The sequence below is a fragment of the Modestobacter marinus genome (assembly GCF_019799945.1).
Lineage (GTDB): Bacteria > Actinomycetota > Actinomycetes > Mycobacteriales > Geodermatophilaceae > Modestobacter > Modestobacter marinus_B.
Genome location: NZ_JABGCH010000109.1, coordinates 1 through 1,281, shown reverse-complemented (window position 1 = coordinate 1,281; position 1,281 = coordinate 1). Strand labels below are relative to the sequence as shown.

Sequence of the window (1,281 nt, the reverse complement as noted above, 5' to 3'; positions counted from 1 at the left end):
ATGGTGCGGCCGGCGATGTTGAGCAGCCGCAGGCGTAGCCGTTTGGGTTCCCAGGTCCGGGCGGGGGTGTCGGCCAGGGCGAGGTGCTGTGTCCAGGCGATCAGGTCCGCGGCCAGGGCAACGAGTTCTAGCCAGATCTGGTTGGCGGCGAAGTCGTGCAGCGGCAGGTTGCGCAGTCCGGTGTCTTTCAGGCAGCGGATCCGGTCCTCGGCTCGGGCGCGCAGCCGGTGCTGCACTTCCAGGTCGGCGATCCGGCCGCCGCGGACGTTGGTCGCGAACAGGGTGATCCGCCAGCCGTCGGCGTCGGTGAGACGCAGCTGGGCGCCGGGGTGCGGCCGCTCGCGGCGGGCAATGACGCGCATGCCCGGTGGCCAGGGATCACGCGCCGGGCGCAGGTGTCGGGTCAGCTCAGCGACCTGCGCGCCTTGGCGTGGCTGGCCGTCAGTGTCCAGCGCGGCCCTCCAGGCCTGTCGGGGCAGCCCGGCGAGTGCGTCGAGAATCGGCTGGTGGGCGTAGATGCCGACCGAGTACTGCAGCCCGAGGTCATGGATGTGGTGGACGAAGGCGTGCACTCCGGTTCCGCTGTCTCCGCGCACCAACACCCGGGCCCGTTCGGCGGCCGGCAGCTGTGCCAGCGTGTCGGTGAGCACGCTGATGTGGTCGGCGGCGTTGTTCGCCGTGGCCCGGCCGGTGCGCAGCAGGCCGGCGACCGGCTCGCCGGTGCCACCGGGCCCGTGGTCGAGGAAGGCCAGCAACGGGTGGAAGCCGAACGTGCGCTTCCACGTCGGGGTGGCGCCCTCCTTCTCCGAGTGCGCCAGCACGATCGTGGCGTCCAGATCGATCACCACCGGCCCCGCCTCGGCGACCGGCGCCCTGAGCTGCCAGACCTGGGCGCGGGCGGTGGCCCGAGCAGCGCGCAGCGCGGCCAACGCGGCCGGGGCGTCGGCCGCGAGCGTGGTGATCAGCCGCGAGACCGTCGGATCGGAGGCGACCTGACCGAAGAGATCGGGTTGGGCTCGAACGACCGCCAGATCGGCCAGGCAGTCCCCGCCCAACGCGATCGCGACCGCCAGGTCCAGCACGACCTTGCCCGGATCGTGGCGGGCTCGACCGGTCCGCCAAGGCGCAAGCTGGCCGCTCAACGCCCGGTTCAGGCCGCTGACCGCGGCCGTCTGGGCGAGCAGCGAACCGCCCGCGGAGGAGATCAACGACTCGCTCCCAGCGACTACCTGGACCCGCCGGGAACGCCGGTTACCGTTCACCCACGGAGTGCCTCTCAGC

General features: G+C 72.4%; 1 protein-coding gene. It reads right to left on the bottom strand.

Annotated elements, in window-relative coordinates:
* Window positions 1–1,262, bottom strand: a 1,262-nt coding sequence (locus HK417_RS24295; protein WP_308123837.1) for an IS1380 family transposase, incomplete at its 3' end; no start/stop codon positions are given.
* Window positions 1,263–1,281: the final 19 nt, after the last annotated feature.